Origin of the sequence: Neobacillus niacini (assembly GCF_031456445.1) — a bacterium.
Lineage (GTDB): Bacteria > Bacillota > Bacilli > Bacillales > Cytobacillaceae > Neobacillus > Neobacillus niacini_I.
The window spans coordinates 21,332-37,181 of the sequence record NZ_JAVDUQ010000004.1 but is presented as its reverse complement, the minus strand read 5'-3'; the positions used below and the strand labels follow the sequence as shown (position 1 = coordinate 37,181).

Sequence of the window (15,850 nt, the reverse complement as noted above, 5' to 3'; positions counted from 1 at the left end):
CTCCTTAAAGTAAAGAATTTATTTAATTGTACATTGCAATACGTTCATTTAAGGTATCTGTTATATAAACCTGATCATGGTCATCAACGTATAGACCGTTTGGCAGGTAGAATTGTTCGTTTTGATCGCCCATTGTTCCGAAATGGAAGACCTCAGAACCTTTTTCGTCAAACCCATAAACCATGTGAGTGAGATTGTTTACAATGTAAAGGATGCCTCGTGAATCGACGCCAATTCCGCGTGGATTTACAAATACGGAGGAGCCCTTACCATCTTTTGAACCGTTAATGGTTCGAATATATTTACCGTTTTTATCGTATACTTGGACACGTTGGTTACCAGAGTCGGAAACAAAAATGTCATTATTTTTCTTGTCGATTGCCACTGAATTTGGAGCTTTAAAGGTATCTTGTTTATTAGCTCCGGTACTAATTTCAAGCAATTTTTTACCATTTAGGTCAAAGATAAAAACCTTGTTCTTTTGAACATCGGTGACATACAATTTTTCATTATAGATACGGATTCCGGCAGGGGATTTCAATAGTTTCTTTTTATCATCAAAGTATTTTATAAATTTCCCTTTTGGTTCAAAGATAGAGATTTTTCCATTATATAAATCTGCAACATACACATTTCCTTTCTTATCACCAGCGATACCGTATGGAAAATTAAATTGGCCTTTCCCTTGACCTTCTTTGCCAAACTTAAATACAGGCGTTCCAGATGAATCAAAAACTTGAACTCGCTTATTGTTTGTATCAGAAACATAGAGGAACTCGCCAATTTTTGCGACATCCATCGGTTTATCCAGTGAATTATCAAAATCCCCATAAATTACTTGGCTAAAGGAAGGAGGTCCATCCGGATTAACCGCACTAGGAACCTTCTTTACAACTGATTCCATATTAAAAAAGTATATTGCGGTAAAGGCAGCAATAGTGAGAACAACAATACCACTCATCCACCAATACACAATTTTTTTCTTCATTGGTTTCCAACCCCTTTCTAGTTTTTAGCAACTCTTTTCAGCCCATCCAAGGCTGGTTTGTACATAGGGTCATAGTTCAATGCCGTTTTATAAATTTCTTCCGCATTTTTTTTATCTCCTTGATCTTCCGCAACCAGCCCTACTTCGTAGATGATATCAGTATTGGCTGGCATTAAACGATTTGCTTCATTAAGTGCTTTAATCGAATCTTTATACATTTTAAGCTTTCGGAAAGACATTCCTTTCAAAAGCCAGCCCTTATAGTCTTTAGGTGATATTTCAGTTGCTTTTTGGGCCATTTTAATGGCATCATTTAGGCGATTTTCCTCATTATAGACAAGTCCCAAATTGAAATAGGCATTAAAGTAATTTTTGTCTAAATCAAGAGCTATTTTGTATTCATTAATAGCCTTATCGTTGTCCTCATTTAAAAAATAAGCATATCCGAGGTCTACATGGGACTTTGGATCATTCGGCTTAGCATCTGCTTCGGTTTTTGCACTTTCTAATTGCTGTTTAAGCCGGTCCATATCGTATTTTGGCCAAAGGTACTTATTGCTTACGTAATAACTTGCACCAACTGCAACAACTAATGTCATAGTCAGAATCAGCAGTGTTTGCCACCAATTAAATCTATCTTTTTTAGTTTTTTTCATTCTTTCCTTAGGTGCGTTTTCTGTCTGCGCCTCTTGCTTATGGTTGTGTGGTTGTTCATGGGCTTGCATACTAACCCTCCTAATCTAGCAAATATAAATCATTTATTCTCTGTGACAAGCAGAACAGGTTCTTTTAACGTGACAGGTATAACAGAAATTTGTCACCTTTTGAATTGCTGCTAACGGAATAGGGTGCCTTTTCTTGTCAAATCCTTTGTGCATAGCTGGATGACAGGAGGAGCAGGCTACTGTTGTCGTTTGGTACTGACTTGTTTGTTGATCGTTATGACAAGCCAAGCATTTCTGTTTATCCTTAGACGCTTGAATGTTATGTTCCAACATCCACCGGCTATTATGACTTGCCGGGCGTTTACTATGGCAGTCCTTACAAAAAGTATTTTCTTTTGCATAATCCAACTCGGTAATATGTGGTTTAGTCGTTTTAATATTTTTCAAGACCTTTTCAACAGAAGAGACTGCCTCAAGACCTTCAATTTTTTCTTTCGACATATATCCATGGCAGGAGTCGCATTTCTGAAGATCCTTGCCAGCTGTTAAACCATGGGTGGATGTTTTAAAGTCAGGACTTTTATGGCTTTTTGGTTCCATTCCCGTTTTATGACAGGTTTTACATGCGGTTGAAACATTCCGAGCCTTATGGCATTCCATACATGTGTCCATATCAGGACGAGTAAATTTCAAATCGGACATTGCTTGTGTACCAACGGATTGATCCCATTTAGCATAATCTGTTTGGTAGGTCATTTTTCTGTCGACGATTTTGCCGTGGGCAATGCTGCTATGACATTGAACGCATTCTACCCCTTTTTTTAGATGCTTTTCATGGGGGATGATGAGATCCCCCGATGGTGTCACATCACGGGTTTTTAAATTGTGACATTTTTCACATGCACTGTTAGGCACCTCGTTGGGCATTCGGATAGGAGTAGCAGTGACGTTCAAAGAATGGTTTTTTAATTGTCCAACTAGTCCTTCCGCTTTATCTTTCGCCAGTTTCTTAAATATCGGATCGGTATGGCAATTTACACAATCCACTTCATTATGAGTCGATGCCTTCCACGTATAATACTCCGGTTTCATCTCATGACAACTTTGGCAAAACTTCGAGCTGGATGTTGCCTCTAGCCCCGTAAATCCTGCGAAGAATAAGATGGCTAGAAAAAACAATGTGATTGTCATATATTTAATTAACTTATAGCGATTACGAGGAGGGGCCGGCAACTCATTTTGTTCTTCTTCCATAAATAAGTCCCTCCCTTTTTATAAATTAGTTTTTTACAGGACTCTTAAATCCAGTTCTGTGACAGTATTCGCAATATACATCTGTTGGTGCTTTCGTATCAGTTGATCCCGGTTTTGGTTTTTTCTGGTCATGGCAGACGAAGCATTGTGATTTCGCTTCAGCTGTCAGTGCTTTAGTTGAGTGAGCTGTCAGCCATTGATCGCTTTTCGTATGTCCAGGAGGACGTTTACTGTGACAGGTGCTGCAAAACTTATTAATACGGGACTGATCTTTCACTAGAGTGATGTCAGGTTGATAATGTGATTTTTTTGTACCTAATTTAAGGAGCGAGATGATGTCTTCTTTTGGAATTTCTCTTGCCCATTTGGAATCTTGGTGGCAGTTTACACATTTATTTAACTCCTGAACCGCTTTACTTCCGTGTTGTTGTTTCCATAGGGCAGCCTTGTGGGACTGCGGTATTTTAAGCTTTTTATGACAGGTTCCACATTCCATTGAAACTTTCACATTTGTTTTTTGCTTTCCAATTGCTTGTAAAATGATTTCTTGCGTCTTTTCATCATGTTTTGCTGTGATATCTTCGGCATTTTTGCCTTCCTTACCTGTTACCGTGGATGCTCCTTCGGTTTTTCCTACTGTAAGTTTTTCAAGCTCTTCTGGGTTTGGCGGTACATTGTATGCGACATCTTTCCAAGGTTTTTCACCTTTGTTTACTTTATCGTGACAATCGATACAAGTTCCCATGTTCGGACGCACATATTTTTCCTCAATTAGTTTTTGTGCATTTTTCTCTGTCCACTCTCCACGGGCACTGTCTATGTTTAAACCGCGGGCTGCAATCTTCGCGTGAACAACCCCTGCGTGACAGGTGATACAAGGAATCCCTTTTTCAATATGACCTTTATGATTGACCTTTAAGTCACCAGATGCGGTGACAAGCCGGTTTTTTGAATGGCATTGTAAACAGTTTTCGTTTGAAACAGCTTCTTCTTCTGTTTGAACGATTTGTTTTGGAACACCGGTAACATGGTAGTAAACTTCTTTCATTGACTTCACTTTGTGTGTTAGCATGTTTTTGACGCCCGGCTTGATATGACACTGCACACAGGAGATTTGGTTATGAGCGCTGGCTGTATAGGTGGTGTATTCCGGCGCCATTTCATGACAGCTGGAGCAGAAGGTTGGTGAGTTTGTGATGGAAAGAACACCATACCCTCCACCAAATACAACGATACAACCAACGAGTGATGCAAATAATAATTTCCAACGAGTAACGGGATTTGTCCAATCTATATTTCTAAACTTTTGCCAGAGTCTATGAATGGGGCCGGATTTTTTTCTATTTTCTCGAGACTCGGGCTCGATTTCAGTCTCGGAACCTTTCTTTTTTCCCCAACTGCCCATTTTAATCACCCTTCCCATTATAAATTGAACTATCTACTTTATTTTTCATCTAAACCTCTCTAAAGGTAGTATCTAACATTGAATATGTATATTCCAATGTACAATTTGTGAATATTTTTCCAAACCCCTTTTATGATAAAAACAATATGAATACCTTGAAAAATAAAGGGTTAATTACTAACTTGGAGGTAGTGGCTAACTGTATAATTATGAATTTTTATACATTTTTTAGAGCTTTTATACATTTTTGGATTGCTAAGAAACTGGAGCTTACTTGTCCGAATTATGGCAGTTATTGTCACAAATTTTCCTGGGGGGAACTTTGTTGTCACACACATAGCGGAAGTGGTAAGATGGAAAGTGATATTCAATTCATTTTGGCAGGATTTAGTACTTAATATTGCGAATTCTTTATAATAGTAATCTCGATAAAAAGGAGAGTTCAATCACATGATGGGGATTTTAAATAAATTGTATGATGTGAATAAACGTGAGTTAAAACGGTTGGACAAACTCGCGAATGAAATAGAGGCACTTGCGGCTGAAACGGAAAAATTAACCGATGATCAACTGCGAGAAAAAACAGCAGTATTTAAACAACGCTATCAAAATGGTGATTCACTTGATGATTTACTGGTTGAGGCATTTGCTGTTGTCCGTGAAGGAGCCCGTCGTGTTCTTGGATTATACCCTTATCATGTACAGTTAATGGGGGGGATTTCTCTCCATGAGGGCAATATTTCTGAGATGAAAACAGGGGAAGGTAAAACGTTAACGGCTACGATGCCGGTTTATTTGAATGCCCTTTCCGGTAAAGGGGTCCACGTTGTAACGGTCAACGAATACCTTGCAAGCCGTGATGCTCAGGAAATGGGTCAGCTTTATGAATTTTTAGGATTAACGGTTGGTTTAAACCTAAATAGTATGACAAGTGAAGAGAAGCAGGAAGCATATGCTGCCGATATTACTTACGGAACCAACAACGAATATGGTTTTGACTATCTTCGTGATAACATGGTCCTTTATAAGGAACAAAAGGTTCAGCGCCCGCTTTTTTATGCAGTCATTGACGAGGTGGACTCCATCTTAATTGACGAAGCGCGTACACCGCTGATTATTTCAGGTTCTGCGCAAAAATCAACGGCTCTTTATATTCAAGCAAATGCGTTTGTCCGTACGCTGACAAAAGAAAAGGATTACACATATGATGAAAAAACAAAAGGAGTTATGCTGACCGAAGAAGGGATCAGCAAAGCAGAGAAGGCCTTTGGCATTGAAAACCTGTTCGATATGTCCCATGTTTCGTTAAACCATCATGTTAATCAAGCATTAAAAGCTAATGTCAGTATGCATCTTGATGTGGATTACGTCGTTCAAGATGGCGAAATTGTGATCGTTGACCAATTTACGGGACGTTTAATGAAGGGCCGCCGCTATAGTGAAGGCTTACACCAAGCGATTGAAGCTAAAGAAGGTTTAGAAGTTCAAAACGAAAGTATGACAATGGCAACGATTACGTTCCAAAACTACTTCCGTATGTATGAAAAATTAGCAGGGATGACGGGAACGGCGAAGACGGAAGAAGAGGAATTCCGGAACATTTATAATATGAATGTCATCGTAATTCCAACAAATAGACCGATTGTTAGAGATGACCGCGCTGATTTAATTTATTCCACAATGGAAGGTAAGTTTAGGGCAGTTGTGGAAGATATTGCGGAACGCCATCAAAAGGGGCAGCCTGTGCTTGTCGGTACGGTTGCGATCGAAACGTCTGAATTAATCTCTAAGCTTTTATTGAAAAAAGGTGTCCGCCACAATGTCTTGAATGCGAAAAATCATGGACGTGAAGCGGAAATCATTGCGGAAGCAGGCCACCAAGGTGCAGTAACGATTGCGACAAACATGGCCGGCCGTGGTACAGACATTAAGCTTGGTGAAGGGGTTACTAAATTAGGCGGTCTTGCTGTTATTGGTACAGAGCGTCATGAAAGCAGACGGATTGACAATCAGCTCCGCGGGCGTTCCGGCCGTCAAGGGGACCCAGGGATTACCCAATTCTATTTATCGATGGAAGATGAACTCATGCGCCGCTTTGGCTCTGACAATATGAAATCAATGATGCAGCGCCTTGGGATGGATGATACCCAGCCAATCCAAAGTAAAATGGTTTCAAAAGCAGTGGAATCAGCGCAAAAACGCGTTGAGGGCAATAACTTTGATGCGCGTAAGCAACTGCTGCAATATGATGATGTGCTTCGCCAGCAGCGTGAAATCATCTATACGCAGCGCGATGAATTACTGGAGTCTGAAAACTTGCGTGAAATTGTGGAAGGCATGATTTTACGAACAATCGAGCGGAATGTTGAGGCACATGCGTCAATGGCGGATGATGAAGAAAATTGGAACCTCCAGGGGGTTGTGGACTTTGTCCATGCCAATCTTCTTCCTGAAGGGGATATCACCTTGGACGATCTAAAAGGTGAAGACCCTGAAGAGATGACTGAGGCTATTTTTGCAAAAGTGAAGGTGCGTTATGATGAAAAAGAGGAGCTGCTTTTCTCAGAGCAAATGCGTGAATTTGAAAAGGTCGTTACCCTTCGCTCTGTAGACTCAAAATGGATTGACCATATTGATGCAATGGATCAGCTTCGTGATGGAATCCACTTACGTGCATACGGACAGACGGACCCGCTTCGCGAGTACCAGGCGGAAGGCTTTGCCATGTTTGAAGCAATGGTTACTTCGATTGAAGAAGAAGCTGCTATGTACATCATGAAGGCAGAAATCCGCAACAATTTAGAGCGTCAAGAAGTGGCAAAAGGCCAAGCGGTTCATCCGAAGGAGGATGGAGAACCGGTTAAGCCGAAACCAAAAGTGAAGCAAATTGATGTAGGACGAAATGATCCATGCATTTGCGGCAGCGGTAAAAAGTACAAAAACTGCTGTGGAGCAGGAAAATAATTGATTTTTGAAACAAAGCCGGCTGGATCGTTGTTTCGATTAGGAATTTATTCATAAGAAGCGAAATCATATGAGATTTCGCTTCTTGTTTTTGTTTGGGTTCCTATTTTAAGGATTGTGAATAACTTTTTTATTACTGTGGATATTGTTTATTGAATTGTTTATATCTTTTGTTAATTTGTTAATAACTAACTGGATATGTGGATAAATAAATCTATTATGTTGATAAAAAATTTAGATTATTCGGTTATCCACAATCCATTTCTTCATTCGTCTAGAAGTTATCCCCAAAATTATTAAAACGGCTAGTTTTGGATTTTTCGATGGTATGCCGTTATAATAGATGAGGACTGACCTAAATTATTTGCATATATTTATGATACAAACTGAATTTTTATAGAGGTGACCAAAATGGAATTAGCAGAAATTCGCAATGAATTAGAAAAAACAGCTAAACGTTTAGCGGACTTTAGGGGGTCTCTTTGACCTTGAAAATAAGGAAGCAAGAATCGCTGAATTAGACGATCAAATGCTTCATCCTGATTTCTGGAATGACCAGCAAGCGGCTCAGGTCGTGATCAGTGAAGCGAACGCATTAAAGGATCAGGTAAATGAATTTTCTGATTTAAATGAAACGTACGAAAATTTGGAGCTGACCTATGAGCTCGTGAAAGAAGAAAGTGATGAGGAATTACAAGCAGAATTGGAAGATGAGCTGGGGCAGCTAACAGAACGCTTAAATCAATTTGAATTACAGCTCCTGTTAAGTGAAGAGTATGATAAACATAATGCCATTTTGGAGCTCCACCCGGGTGCAGGCGGTACAGAATCTCAAGACTGGGGTTCCATGCTTCTCCGGATGTACACCAGATGGGCGGAGAAAAAGGGCTTCAAGGTGGAAACGCTTGATTATCTTCCTGGGGATGAAGCAGGAATTAAAAGTGTAACCTTAGCGATCAAAGGGCATAATGCGTACGGTTATTTGAAGGCGGAAAAAGGGGTTCATCGCTTGGTTCGGATTTCACCATTTGATTCCTCGGGCCGCCGTCATACCTCCTTTGTTTCATGCGAGGTTATGCCGGAGTTTAACGACGAAATTCAAATCGATATCCGCACAGAGGATTTAAAAATTGACACGTATCGTGCTAGTGGTGCCGGTGGTCAGCATATCAACACAACCGACTCAGCTGTACGGATTACCCATCTTCCAACTGGGGTAGTGGTGACGTGCCAGACAGAGCGTTCCCAAATTAAAAACCGTGAATCAGCGATGAAAATGTTAAAAGCAAAACTTTATCAACGTGAAATTGAGCAACAGGAAAAAGAGCTTTTGGAAATTCGCGGCGAGCAAAAAGAAATTGGCTGGGGGAGTCAAATCCGCTCTTATGTGTTCCATCCGTATTCCATGGTAAAAGACCATCGTACCAATACTGAGTCAGGCAATGTCCAAGCTGTTATGGATGGAGAAATTGATCCGTTTATTGATGCTTATCTAAGATCGAGAATTTCGTAATGAATGAAAAAGCTTTTGCCGGACGACACGGCAAAGGCTTTTCTGTTTTTTATGGGGCAAAATACTGTGGATTACTATGCAAAATGTTCTATAAAGCAATTTTAAGGACAGAAGGGTAGTAAAAAACAAATGCCACCGGGAGCTACGCTACCGTGGAAGGGATACTACTCCAGATTCAGTCGCATAGACCCCGGCTAGGCTACCGTGGAAGGGATACTTTTCTGGGTTTGGTCGCATAGACCCCGGCTACGCTACCGTGGAAAGGTACTTTTCTGGGTTTGGTCGCATAGACCCCGGCTACGCTACCGTGGAAAGGATACTACTCCAGATTCGGTCGCATAGACCCCGGCTACGCTACCGTGGAAAGGATTCTTCTCCAGATTCGGTCGCATAGACCCCGGCTACGCTACCGTGGAAAGGATTCTTCTCCAGATTCGGTCGCATAGACCCCGGCTACGCTACCGTGGATAGGATACTTCTCCAGATTCGGTTGCATAGACCCCGGCTATGCTACCGTGGATAGGATACTTTTCTGGGTTTGGTCGCATAGACCCCGGCTACGCTACCGTGGATAGGATACTTTTCTGGGTTTGGTCGCATAGACCCCGGCTACGCTACCGTGGATAGGATTCTTCTCCAGATTCGGTCGCATAGACCCCGGCTACGCTACCGTGGAAGGGATACTTCTCCAGATTCAGTCGCATAGAACCTTGCTCAAGCAAACCGCCTATAAAAAAGGTTTTTTTGGGACAAAATTATTGAGAAGAAGAAATTTCTCTAATTTACCGCTGTTACCCGATTTTCACTTCAACGCGGCAGTTCAATGCTATTTACACCAAAAAATACCCATGCTATACTCACACTCGAAATTGAGAAAAACAAGGGGAATAACGAAATGAATAAAGTTCTGGAACTTACACAAACGAATCCGAAAATCGAAGCAGCCGTTGATTATGTATTTGTTCTCATTGGTTCAGCTATTATTGCGATTACTTTTAATGTCTTTTTACTGCCCAATCAAATTGCTTCCGGTGGAGTAAGCGGCATAAGCACGATCTTACATACTGTTCTTGGTTTGGAGCCAGCCTATGTTCAATGGGCCTTCAATATTCCATTGTTTATTGCCGGCGTAATTTTATTAGGAAAACAGTTTGGCGCAAAAACACTTGCCGGTACCATTTTTTTACCACTCGTTGTTTATTTTACAAAAAATATGGAACCTTGGACCCATGACGCTTTACTTGGAGCTTTATTTGGAGGAATTGGTGTTGGTCTCGGTTTAGGAATTGTTTTTAGAGGGAGAGCTTCAACAGGAGGAACGGACCTCGCAGCCCAAATTATTAATAAATACACGGGATTTACACTTGGGACATGTGTCGTACTCATTGATGGGTTCATTGTACTAACCGCTGCAATTGTATTCGATATTGAAAAAGGGCTTTATGCACTCATTGGTTTGTATGTGACCAGCAAGACCATTGATTTAATTCAAGTTGGTTTTGGCCGTTCAAAAATGGCCATGATTATTACTAGTAAGCAAGAAGAAGTTCGCTCAGGAATTTTGAATAAAATTGACCGAGGTGTGACAAAACTATCAGCATATGGTGGATTTACTGACCATGAACGCCCAGTTCTTATGTGTGTGGTTGACCAAACGGAGTTCACAAAATTGAAACAATTGGTCAAAACCCTTGACCCATCTGCATTTATCGTGGTTATGGATGCTGCGGAAGTATTGGGAGAGGGTTTCAAACGCGCGTAGTCTTGGTATACTAGTTAAGTAATGGTAAAATTTTCTGAAGGGGGAGTAGCAGTGAAGAAAAAGCTACTTACATTATTATTAGGAACTTCCCTAGTAATGGGACTTGCTGCTTGTGGCGGCGGATCGGACACATCTAAAGACAAAGACACAACGAACAAAACTACAGACACAAGCGGCGGGGGAAATGATGTTGCCGCAGCAGCTGAGAAAATCACAGCTCAAAAATGCTCAAGCTGCCATGGTGAAAACCTTAAAGGGGCAGTAGGTCCAGATTTAACAAAGATTGGCTCTAAGTACTCAAAAGATCAAATTTTAGACATCCTCAAAAAGGGTAAATCCGGCGGAATGCCTGCTGGCTTAATTTCCGGCGATGATGCTGACCAAGTAGCAACATGGCTTGCCTCTAGAAAGTAAATGGAAAAAAACGTTCTGTTCTAACACAGAACGTTTTTTTTTGTAGAAAAAGCAGAAAATTGTCGAAGTTTGTTACGTTTGAAATCGTGAAATTAGCGGGAAAAACGTCTGCTTTTGTATTCTTTGAAAAGAAACTGTAATATTTTTATCGCTTTTTTTAGTGTTTGATGATGTTATAATAGGGCTATGCGAAATTTTGCACGGTTCGTAAAGTATTTTGCAGCCTTTTGCAAAAAATAAAAGATTATTGTCGAATTTACTTCGTCCACAATAACTTTCATACAGGTGATTAAATGATAGAAATGCAAGAAGTATACAAGAAATACCCAAACGGTGTATCCGCCATTAATGGGATTGATGTTCGAATTAATCAAGGTGAATTTGTTTATGTGGTAGGTCCCAGCGGTGCGGGAAAATCTACTTTCATTAAAATGATGTATCGTGAAGAAATTCCGACCTCCGGCACCATCACCATGAATGGTGTCAATTTAGCAAAATTAAAAATGAAAAAGGTTCCAATTTTTCGCAGGAATCTTGGCGTTGTCTTTCAAGACTATAAACTTTTGCCTACCTTGACCGTTTATGAAAATGTTGCCTTTGCACTTGAAGTTATTGAGGCACAGCCAAAGTTTATTAAAAAACGAGTCATGGAAGTATTGGATCTCGTTAATTTAAAGCATAAAGCTAGAATGCTGCCAACTGAACTTTCCGGTGGAGAACAGCAGCGCGTTTCGATTGCCCGTTCCATTGTGAATTCTCCGAAGGTTGTCATTGCCGATGAGCCGACGGGAAACTTGGACCCTGAAACCTCTTGGGAAATCATGAAAATATTCGAAGAAATAAACAAGCGTGGAACAACCGTTGTCATGGCGACCCACAACAAAGAAATTGTTAATACAATCCAACATCGCGTTATCGCTATTGAAGGCGGAAAAATTGTTCGTGATGAGCAAAGAGGTGACTACGGTTATGAAAATTAGAACCATTGGCCGTCATGCCCGCGAAAGTTTAAAAAGTCTCGGCAGGAATGCATGGATGACATTCGCATCTGTAAGTGCTGTAACAGTAACCCTCATTTTAGTCGGTGTCTTTTTTGTGATTATGATGAATCTTAATAAAGTTGCCCAAACCATTGAAGAAGATGTTCAAATCCGTGTTCATATTGATGTTGCTGCAAATAAAGTAGATCAGCAAAAATTACAGAGCGAAATTGAGGGCATTCCTGAGGTTAAAAGTGTTACATTTTCACCAAAAGAAAAGGAATTAAAGGACCTAATCAAAGGTCTTGGTGAGGAAGGACAGTCATTTAAGCTTTTTGAACAGGATAATCCACTTAATGATGTTTTTATCGTAAAAACAAAAAATCCAACTGACACCATGTTGGCTGCCAAAAAAATTGAAAAATTTAATTTTGTTGCAAAAGTAAAATATGGGCAGGGCAGCGTGGAAAAATTATTTAAATTTATTAAGGCAAGCCGAAACGTCGGTGTCGTCTTAATCCTAGGTCTATTCTTTACGGCTATCTTCTTAATTTCAAATACAATAAAAATTACCATTGTTGCGAGAAGAAGAGAAATCAAGATTATGAGACTAGTAGGAGCAACGAATAATTTTATTCGCTGGCCATTTTTCTTGGAAGGTCTATGGCTGGGAATATTAGGCTCAATTTTGCCGATTATCCTGATCTCGATTGCTTACTATAACGCATATGATTATCTGGCTCCAAAACTTGCCGGCAATTTTATGCAGATTCTTCCGTACGAACCATTTATCTACCAAGTATCCGGTATTCTCATCCTCATGGGTGCGTTAATTGGTATTTGGGGAAGCGTTATGTCTGTAAGAAAATTTTTAAAAGTTTAGATATCCAGAGGAAGGGTTCTTTGTAACCCTTCCTTCCTGTTTGATAACTAAATTTACATAATTTTCAGGGGAAAGGAGAGACCGGACAATGAAAAAAACAGTTGTTGCACTTACTGTTGCTGCTTCGATGGGGCTGGGCAGTTTATTTACGGGGAGTTCCATTGTAACGGAAGCGGCCACCATTTCAAATCTAAAAGATAAACAAAATGAAATTCACAATAAACGTTCAAATTTAAAATCCGATATTAATGATGCAAATACAAAAATTAATGTTTTACAAGGTCAGCAAGCAAATGTGAAGTCTGAGATGAAACGCCTTGATTTTGCCATTGGAGATACCAATGCGAAGATTCACGATAAGACAGCTAAAATTGTTGAGACCCAAAGCAAAGTCAATCAGCTTCAGGGAGAAATTGAGGTAATCGTGAAGCGGATGGAAAAGCGCAATAATTTATTAAAAGAGCGTGCACGTAATTATCAAGAAACAGGCGGAATGGTCAATTACATTGATGTGTTGATGGGTGCAAAAAACTTTAGTGATTTTATTGACAGAGCCAATGCCGTTGCAACGATTATGGAAGCCGATCAGGAATTATTAAAACAAGCGGATATGGATAAAAAAGAATTGGTAGAAAAACGGACTAAGGTAGAAAAAGATTTGGCTAGTCTCCAAGAGATGAAGAGCGAATTAGAACAAATGAATAAGCAATTGAGTTCACAGCGGACAGCTAAGAATAAATTGCTTTCAAAACTTGTTCGAAAAGAAGAGGAAGTTCATGAAGGAAAACTAGCTTTAGAGGAGCAGGAGCAGATTCTTGCCGGGCAGGAGGCAGCTATTCAAAAAGCCATCCAATTAGAGAAAGAGCGTCAGGCGGCAGCTGCCGCGCCAGCAAAGACACCAACTCCGAGTGGTGGTGGTGCTGGTAAGGCACCGGCGATTTCTGGCGGTACCTTTACAAGACCGGCTGCGGGTATTATAAGCTCCGGATTTGGGACACGCCCTGGATTCCGTCCAGGTGAATTCCACTTCGGTGTTGATATTGCCAACCATGCATCGAATGTACAGATTCTTGCAGCTGCAGATGGGGTCGTGATTCGTTCCTATTATTCTAGCAGTTATGGAAACTGCATCTTCATTTCACATTCAATTAATGGACAAGTTTATACGACGGTTTATGCCCATATGGAAGCACGTTTAGTAGGGACAGGTGCAGTCGTGAAGAAGGGCCAACAAATTGGAATCATGGGAAGTACGGGCGATTCTACCGGCCAGCACTTGCATTTTGAACTTCATCGAGGGCAATGGGTACCGGACCGTCATAACGCCATCAATCCTGTTGGTATTGTTCCACTATAATGGAAGAAGCTATGCTTCTTCCATTTTTTTAGCTAATAGGTAACTTTTCTAAGTTTCGTCCTTGAGGACTCGCCAATTGGCGAGTTTTCTTTGGTTTCTTGATATCTAAATTCATATCTCGTCCCTTTCTAACATATAAGTTAATCATTAGGCAGTGGGTGCTTTGAAATTGTAAAAAGGACATGCACTTTTCGCCAAAGGAGGGACAAGCTTGAATCGAAAATGGATTGCCTTAATGATGACGGGATCGCTCCTGACGGGGGCAGGCGGAACATATGCTGCAATGCAATGGGTAGAAAAGCCAAAGGGGAATTCTGTCCTTGATACCATTGATTATGCATCGGTAACAAATAATACTGAAAACTTACAAAAGGTAGATCAGGCCTATGAATTGATATTAAATCGCTATGTTGAAAAGGTAAATCGAAATAAACTGGTTGAAGGAGCTATTCAAGGGATGCTTTCAACATTAAATGATCCTTATTCAGTTTATATGGACAAAGAAACCGCAAAACAATTTAGTCAAACATTGGATTCTTCTTTTGAAGGTATTGGTGCGGAGGTTGGAATGGAGGATGGAAAAATTGTCATCGTTTCTCCATTTAAAAATTCTCCGGCTGAAAAAGCCGGTTTAAAACCGAATGATCAAATATTAAAAATTGACGGGAAGAGTGTCCAAGGGCTTGACCTGAACAAAGCTACCCTAAAAATCCGCGGTAAAAAAGGTACGACTGTAAAATTAGAAATTGCCAGACAGACACTTAGAGCCCCGATTACAATTGAAGTCATGAGGGATGAAATTCCCCTAGAAACCGTACATGCATCAACAAAGGATCAGGACGGGAAAAAAATTGGCTATATTCAGGTAACCTCTTTCTCTGAAAATACGGCAGCCGATTTTAAAAAGGAATTGAGTTCGCTTGAAGACAAGCATATTAATGGACTGGTTATTGATGTCCGCGGTAACCCTGGCGGTTATTTAAACAGCGTTGAAGATATTTTAAAAGAATTTGTGCCAAAGGATAAGCCAATGGTCCAAATACAAAAGAGAGATGGCAAAAGAGAACGATTTTTCTCTTCATTAAAAGAGAAAAAGGATTATCCTGTGGTTGTTCTTGTTGATAAAGGCAGCGCATCAGCATCCGAAATTCTAGCTGGGGCTTTAAAAGAGGCAGATGGGTATCAACTGGTGGGGGAAACCACTTTTGGAAAAGGAACGGTTCAACAGCCTGTTTCGATGGGGGATGGCAGCAATATAAAATTAACCCTATTTAAGTGGCTGACCCCCGATGGAAATTGGATTCATAAAAAAGGAATCAAGCCCGATGTCGAAATGAAACAGCCGGAAATTTTCAATACCCATCCACTTCAGGTTACTGAGCCGCTAGAGCAGGATATGAATAATGAACAAGTAAAGAATGCTCAAGAAATATTAACAGGATTGGGCTTTTCTCCAGGACGCAACGATGGATATTTTAGTGCTGAAACTACCAATGCTGTAAAGGGATTCCAGCAATTTAATGGTTTACAGCCATCAGGAAAAATTGATTCGATAACAGCAGCAAAACTTGAAGAATCAGCAATTAAGGAAAAGAAAAAAGAGAAAAATGATCTGCAGCTTCAAATTGCCTTAAGAATTGCAGCGAAATGAGAAACAGCGACCCT

Annotated in this window: 12 protein-coding genes; 8 read left to right on the top strand and 4 right to left on the bottom strand. The window is 40.4% G+C overall.

The genetic code is table 11. The annotated features are described in order from the left end of the window. Positions 1-22: 22 nt before the first annotated feature. Genes J2Y67_RS06080 through J2Y67_RS06065 form a run of 4 tightly spaced genes read right to left on the bottom strand, consistent with a single transcriptional unit; the run spans position 23 to position 4,312 of the window. Positions 23-988, bottom strand: coding sequence for a 6-bladed beta-propeller (locus J2Y67_RS06080; RefSeq protein WP_310171811.1), 966 nt, complete (start codon positions 986-988; stop codon positions 23-25). A 17-nt stretch (positions 989-1,005) separates the two neighbouring features. After that, positions 1,006-1,713: a tetratricopeptide repeat protein gene (locus J2Y67_RS06075; protein WP_310171809.1), complete on the bottom strand. Its 708-nt coding sequence runs from the start codon at positions 1,711-1,713 to the stop codon at positions 1,006-1,008. A 33-nt stretch (positions 1,714-1,746) separates the two neighbouring features. Next, positions 1,747-2,907, bottom strand: a complete 1,161-nt coding sequence (locus tag J2Y67_RS06070; protein WP_310171806.1) for a cytochrome c3 family protein — start codon at positions 2,905-2,907, stop codon at positions 1,747-1,749. Between the two features lie 25 nt (positions 2,908-2,932). After that, entirely contained in the window at positions 2,933-4,312 is a 1,380-nt protein-coding gene (locus tag J2Y67_RS06065) for a cytochrome c3 family protein (protein ID WP_310171803.1), read from the bottom strand. 450 nt (positions 4,313-4,762) lie between these two features. Here J2Y67_RS06065 and secA point away from each other — a divergent pair, with 450 nt between their 5' ends. From secA to J2Y67_RS06025, 8 genes are all read left to right on the top strand, one after another. Next, positions 4,763-7,276 (top strand): preprotein translocase subunit SecA, encoded by a 2,514-nt coding sequence (secA, locus tag J2Y67_RS06060; protein ID WP_310171801.1) that lies wholly within the window; start codon positions 4,763-4,765, stop codon positions 7,274-7,276. Positions 7,277-7,687: 411 nt separating this feature from the next. Continuing rightward, a protein-coding gene (gene prfB, locus J2Y67_RS06055) for a peptide chain release factor 2 (protein ID WP_310171799.1) occupies positions 7,688-8,789 on the top strand; the annotation gives its coding sequence in 2 pieces (ribosomal slippage) (positions 7,688-7,759 and positions 7,761-8,789; 1,101 coding nt in all). 895 nt (positions 8,790-9,684) lie between these two features. Continuing rightward, entirely contained in the window at positions 9,685-10,551 is an 867-nt protein-coding gene (locus J2Y67_RS06050) for a YitT family protein (protein WP_310171797.1), read from the top strand. Positions 10,552-10,602: 51 nt separating this feature from the next. Continuing rightward, positions 10,603-10,965: a cytochrome c551 gene (gene cccB / locus J2Y67_RS06045; RefSeq protein ID WP_310171795.1), complete on the top strand. Its 363-nt coding sequence runs from the start codon at positions 10,603-10,605 to the stop codon at positions 10,963-10,965. 293 nt (positions 10,966-11,258) lie between these two features. Further along, entirely contained in the window at positions 11,259-11,945 is a 687-nt protein-coding gene (ftsE, locus tag J2Y67_RS06040) for a cell division ATP-binding protein FtsE (RefSeq protein WP_310171793.1), read from the top strand. Continuing rightward, complete coding sequence (gene ftsX, locus J2Y67_RS06035) at positions 11,935-12,828, top strand: permease-like cell division protein FtsX (RefSeq protein ID WP_310171791.1); 894 nt, start codon at positions 11,935-11,937, stop codon at positions 12,826-12,828. The genes ftsE and ftsX overlap by 11 nt, the downstream gene beginning before the upstream one ends. A gap of 88 nt (positions 12,829-12,916) precedes the next feature. Then, positions 12,917-14,185 carry a murein hydrolase activator EnvC family protein gene (locus tag J2Y67_RS06030; protein ID WP_310171789.1) on the top strand — a complete coding sequence of 423 codons (1,269 nt, stop codon included), beginning with the start codon at positions 12,917-12,919 and terminating at the stop codon, positions 14,183-14,185. A gap of 211 nt (positions 14,186-14,396) precedes the next feature. Beyond that, positions 14,397-15,836, top strand: coding sequence for a S41 family peptidase (locus tag J2Y67_RS06025; RefSeq protein ID WP_310171787.1), 1,440 nt, complete (start codon positions 14,397-14,399; stop codon positions 15,834-15,836). Positions 15,837-15,850 lie beyond the last annotated feature (14 nt).

What these genes read in the sequence shown, in the direction of transcription:
- ftsX (WP_310171791.1), top strand. Translation starts at nt 11,935, where the DNA reads ATGAAAATTAGAACCATTGGCCGTCATGCCCGCGAAAGTTTAAAAAGT.
- secA (WP_310171801.1), top strand. Translation starts at nt 4,763, where the DNA reads ATGATGGGGATTTTAAATAAATTGTATGATGTGAATAAACGTGAGTTA.
- J2Y67_RS06080 (WP_310171811.1), bottom strand. Translation starts at nt 988, where the DNA reads ATGAAGAAAAAAATTGTGTATTGGTGGATGAGTGGTATTGTTGTTCTC.
- J2Y67_RS06050 (WP_310171797.1), top strand. Translation starts at nt 9,685, where the DNA reads ATGAATAAAGTTCTGGAACTTACACAAACGAATCCGAAAATCGAAGCA.
- J2Y67_RS06070 (WP_310171806.1), bottom strand. Translation starts at nt 2,907, where the DNA reads ATGGAAGAAGAACAAAATGAGTTGCCGGCCCCTCCTCGTAATCGCTAT.
- J2Y67_RS06075 (WP_310171809.1), bottom strand. Translation starts at nt 1,713, where the DNA reads ATGCAAGCCCATGAACAACCACACAACCATAAGCAAGAGGCGCAGACA.
- J2Y67_RS06030 (WP_310171789.1), top strand. Translation starts at nt 12,917, where the DNA reads ATGAAAAAAACAGTTGTTGCACTTACTGTTGCTGCTTCGATGGGGCTG.
- ftsE (WP_310171793.1), top strand. Translation starts at nt 11,259, where the DNA reads ATGATAGAAATGCAAGAAGTATACAAGAAATACCCAAACGGTGTATCC.
- J2Y67_RS06065 (WP_310171803.1), bottom strand. Translation starts at nt 4,312, where the DNA reads ATGGGCAGTTGGGGAAAAAAGAAAGGTTCCGAGACTGAAATCGAGCCC.